Consider the following 4,580-nt stretch of genomic DNA (forward strand, 5'->3'; position numbering starts at 1 on the left):
GCACTGCTCGAGGCTGGCATACTGGCTACCCGGCTTGCGCTGGGTGCGAATCTGGTGTAGCCGACTGGGGTTGATGGTGAGGCCGTAGATTTTGTCCTTGTAGGCCTTGACCGGTTCGGGCAGGCTATCGCGCTCGAAATCGTCCTCTGCCAGGGGGTAGTTGGAGGCCCGCAGACCGTACTGTAGGCCCAAAAACAAACAGGTTGGGGTCTTGCCAGCCCGGCTGACCCCGACCAGGATCACGTCCGCCATCTGGTAGTGCCGATCCCCAATTCCATCGTCGGTGGCCAGCACAAAATCCACCGCATCAATACGGGTGAAATAGCTGTTGTCACTAACGCTGTGCAACCGGCCTACCCGCCCTGTGGGGGGCTGGTCGAGTTCGCGCTCTAACTCCCCCAGATAGGTACGAAACAGGTCAAAATGCAGGGCCGGGGCCGTTTTGAGCTGGTCATTTAGCACCGGATTGGCCAGGGTTGAAAACACAATGGGACGTACCTGCTCACGCTCAAAAATCGAATTGATCTCGTATACAAGGCCATAAACCTCCTCTTCGGTATCTGTGAAAGGCCGCGTTACATAACGAAACCGCACCGCTTCAAACTGGGCCAGCAAACTCCGCGCCACCGACTCGGCAGTCAAGCCCGTATGGTCTGAGACGATAAAAACCGTTCGCTCCATAGCACACTCCGCAGGACATTCAGGTAACAGTGTAGTTTATGTGTGTAGCATCTACTACACAGAACCCTGGGCCATACATACACCAAAACCAGCCACTCCCCTTCCCATCCAGCTCAAACTACCATCAACTGCAACGAGGTGTGCTTATGGCCTATATTCGCTGGTTCGAGACGCTGGGCATGAAAGACCTGGAAGTTGTAGGGGGCAAAAATGCTTCCATCGGAGAGATGATCGCCAATCTGTCTCAGGCCGGGGTACGGGTTCCGGGGGGTTTTGCCACCACCGCCCAGGCCTTCCGCGAGGTCTTGCGGCACAACAACCTGGTCGAACGCATCAACACTGCCCTGCAAAACCTGAACACCGATGATGTGGATGAACTGGCTCGAGTAGGGGCCGAGATTCGTAGCTGGGTTGAGAACGCTGAGCTACCCAGAGCCCTGGAGGTAGCCATCGTAGATGCCTTCATCCGTATGGAGTCCGCCGCCCAAACCGCAAAGGGCGGCGGTGGACTTTCTGTGGCGGTGCGCTCCTCCGCGACCGCCGAAGACCTGCCCGAGGCCAGCTTTGCCGGGCAACAAGAAACCTTCCTGAACGTGAAGGGCATCGAGAGCGTGCTTTTGCACATCAAAAAGGTCTTTGCCTCGCTCTACAACGACCGGGCCATCGCCTACCGCGTCCATCACGGCTTTGCCCACGAGGAGGTGGCCCTCTCGGCAGGTGTGCAGCGCATGGCGCGTAGCGACCTGGGGGCCTCCGGCGTAGCGTTCACCCTCGACACCGAGTCGGGCTTCCGCGACGCGATTTTCATCACCTCGACCTACGGCCTGGGGGAGTTGCTGGTGCAGGGTGCGATCAATCCAGATGAGTTCTATGTTTACAAGAAAGGCCTGGCCGAGGGTCGCAGCACCATCCTGCAGCGCACCCTGGGCACCAAGCTGCAAAAGATGGTTTACGCCGGGGTGGGCAGGGGTGTCCAGGCCGTAGAGACTTCCGCTGACGAACGCCGCAGTTTCTCGCTCTGTGATGCGGATGTGCTCGAGCTGGCCAAACAAGCCCTGCTGATCGAGCAGCACTATGGCAGACCAATGGATATCGAGTGGGCCAGGGACGGGCAGGATGGGCAAATTTACATTTTGCAGGCCCGCCCCGAGACCGTTCAAAGCCGTTCCGGGCGCGTCCTGGAGCGCTTCGAGATGCTGGAAAGTGGCCCCGTACTGGTAACGGGTCGGGCCGTGGGGCAGCGCATAGGCGTAGGGATGGTACGGGTGATCAACCATCCCCGTGAGATGAACCGCGTGCAAAGCGGCGACGTACTGGTGGCCGACATGACCGACCCCGACTGGGAACCGGTAATGAAAAAAGCCGCTGCCATCGTGACCAACCGGGGCGGGCGCACCTGCCACGCCGCCATCATCGCCCGCGAGATGAACATCCCGGCGGTGGTCGGGACAGGCTGTGCCACCAGAGAACTCCGCGACGGCGACGTAGTCACTATTTCCTGCGCCGAGGGCGACACCGGGCGGGTATATGCGGGAACGCCCCGGTTTGAGGTGAAGCGGGTTGAACTCGACAACATGCCCGAAATCCCCACCAAGATCATGATGAACGTGGCCTCGCCCGAGCGGGCCTTCAGCTTCGCCAGCCTGCCCAACGCCGGGGTAGGGCTGGCCCGGCTCGAGTTCATCATCAACAACGTGATCGGGATTCACCCCAGAGCACTCCTCGACGTCGAGAGGCTGGACGGCGAGCTCAAGGCCGAAATCGAGCGTCGCACCACCGGGTATGCCGACCCCCAGGATTTCTTCCGGGAAAAGCTGGCCGAGGGGGTCTCGATGATTGCCGCTGCCTTTGCCCCCAACCCGGTGATCGTGCGCCTTTCGGACTTCAAGTCCAACGAGTACGCCCACTTGTTGGGCGGTAGCCTCTACGAGCCCAGGGAGGAAAACCCCATGATCGGCTTCCGGGGGGCTTCGCGTTACCGCTCGAGCGACTTTACCGAAGCCTTCGCGATGGAGTGTCAGGCCCTGAAAAAAGTCCGCGACGAGATAGGTCTCACCAATGTCTGGATCATGATCCCCTTCGTGCGCACCGTTGGAGAGGCACGAACCGTCCTCGAGATTCTGGAGTCCCACGGGCTAAAACGCGGGCAGAACGGTCTCAAGCTGATCATGATGTGCGAAGTGCCCTCCAACGCCATTCTGGCCGAGCAGTTTCTGGAACTCTTCGATGGTTTCTCGATTGGCTCCAACGACCTGACCCAGCTTACGCTGGCCCTCGACCGCGACTCGGGGCTGGTGGCCGACCTCTTCAACGAACAGGACGAGGCCGTGAAGTTCCTGCTCTCTCGCGCCATCCAGACTGCAAAAAACATGAACAAGTATATCGGTATCTGCGGCCAGGGCCCCTCCGACCACCCCGAACTGGCCGGCTGGCTGGTCAGGCAAGGCATCGAGAGCATCTCGCTCAACCCCGACAGCGTGCTCGAGACCTGGCTCTACCTGGCCGGGAAGCAGAAAGAGCTGGTGTAGAAACCATCGCGGTTTCCTCGAGCAGGCCATCCCCCGCAACTTTTGACCAGATCGGCCCACCTCCGTCCGCAACGCACCTCCCGACCGCCTCAAAACCCGCCTTTGGCCTCGATAAAGGCCAGGGTTTCGTCCAGATACGGTGTAAAGTCGGCACAGCCAATGCGCATGACCACCATTGCTCCGCAGGCGTTGCCCATACGGGCGCTCTTGTACCAGTCCCAACCCTGCAAACGCCCGTAGATAAAGCCTGCTGCAAAGGCATCACCCGCACCCAGCACACTTAACACTTCCACCGGGAAACCTGGAGCGCTCACCACACTGCCGTCCGGCAGGTTAACATCGGCGCCTTTGGCCCCCCGTTTGACCACCAGCGCCTCCACCCCCTTGTCCAGCAAGGCCCGAATGTTGGTCTCCACCTCTCCCCGGATTTCCGGCGCGGTAATCTGCGAGTGGCGAATGGTGATGTCCTCGGGGCGGCGCAGCATGGCGGCGTTGATCTCCTCCTCGGTGCCGATAGCCACATCCACCAGCGGCAGCAACGCCCGGATTTGGAGGCCGTAAGCGCGGGGGTCGTGCCAGCCATCGGCGCGGAAATCGAGATCGAGGAAGACGGTAGCCCCTGCGGCCCTGGCCTGTTCGGCAGCAAAGAAGGTGGCGCTGCGGCTGGGTTCCCTGGTCAGGGCTACGCCCGATAGCTGAACCGCCCTGGCTTCGGCGATGGGAGTATTCAGCACATCGTCAATGGAAAGCTGGATGTCGGCAGCGTTGTCACGGTAGAAGGTGATGGGGAACCTGTCCGGGGGCTCGATACCCAGCACTACCGCACTGCTGCGGGCTCCCGTCTTTTGTGGGATAAAGCGGGTCTCGACCTCCTCGCGCTGGAGTCGCTCGAGGATAAACTCACCGATTTTGTCCACCCCCACCGCCGTCAGCAACACCGTCTTGAGCCCCAGACGGCTCGCCCCCACCGCGATGTTCAGCGGACTCCCGCCGATGTATGCCCCAAAGGAGGTGATGTCGGGGAAGGCCGCCCCGATGTCGTTGGAATAGAGGTCAATCGAGGAGCGGCCCATGGTGATGAGGTCGTATCTTCTGATGGCTGACGGCTTATGATCGCTCGCTCGCTGGGCTCTTTGCGCTTTTGGTCTGGTCTTGGCCATCACAACCTCGCTATGCTTTCCGAATACTTCCTGTCTGGCCCGACCTTCTCACGTGGTTCAACTATACCCTGGAAACACCCTGCCAGGCGACAATCCAGCCGCCTCAGGCTTCGCTTCGCATCGTCCTGCTTTCCGAAAACCACCCTGGGCGGAAGTTCACTCCGGCTTGGCATCACGTCCCATTAAGCGCGACAACTCCTGCATCGGGTCG

The 4,580-nt window shown here is 60.4% G+C and carries 3 protein-coding genes; 1 reads left to right on the forward strand and 2 read right to left on the reverse strand.

From position 1 onward, the window contains the following. Window positions 1-681 (reverse strand): pyruvate, water dikinase regulatory protein (locus Q0288_RS17260; RefSeq protein WP_299433412.1); only part of this gene is annotated, 681 nt, incomplete at its 3' end. A 146-nt stretch (window positions 682-827) separates the two neighbouring features. Here Q0288_RS17260 and ppsA point away from each other — a divergent pair. After that, a complete protein-coding gene (gene ppsA / locus Q0288_RS17265; protein WP_299433415.1) occupies window positions 828-3,209 on the forward strand; it encodes a phosphoenolpyruvate synthase in 2,382 nt (793 codons plus the stop codon). An 89-nt stretch (window positions 3,210-3,298) separates the two neighbouring features. On the opposite strand, the gene iolC is transcribed toward ppsA, so the two are convergent. Then, entirely contained in the window at window positions 3,299-4,306 is a 1,008-nt protein-coding gene (gene iolC, locus Q0288_RS17270; protein ID WP_299433418.1) for a 5-dehydro-2-deoxygluconokinase, read from the reverse strand. Window positions 4,307-4,580 lie beyond the last annotated feature (274 nt).

Source organism: uncultured Meiothermus sp. (assembly GCF_937863175.1).
Lineage (GTDB): Bacteria > Deinococcota > Deinococci > Deinococcales > Thermaceae > Meiothermus.

Coding starts and splice junctions, on each gene's coding strand:
- ppsA (WP_299433415.1), top strand. CDS start 828: ATGGCCTATATTCGCTGGTTCGAGACGCTGGGCATGAAAGACCTGGAA.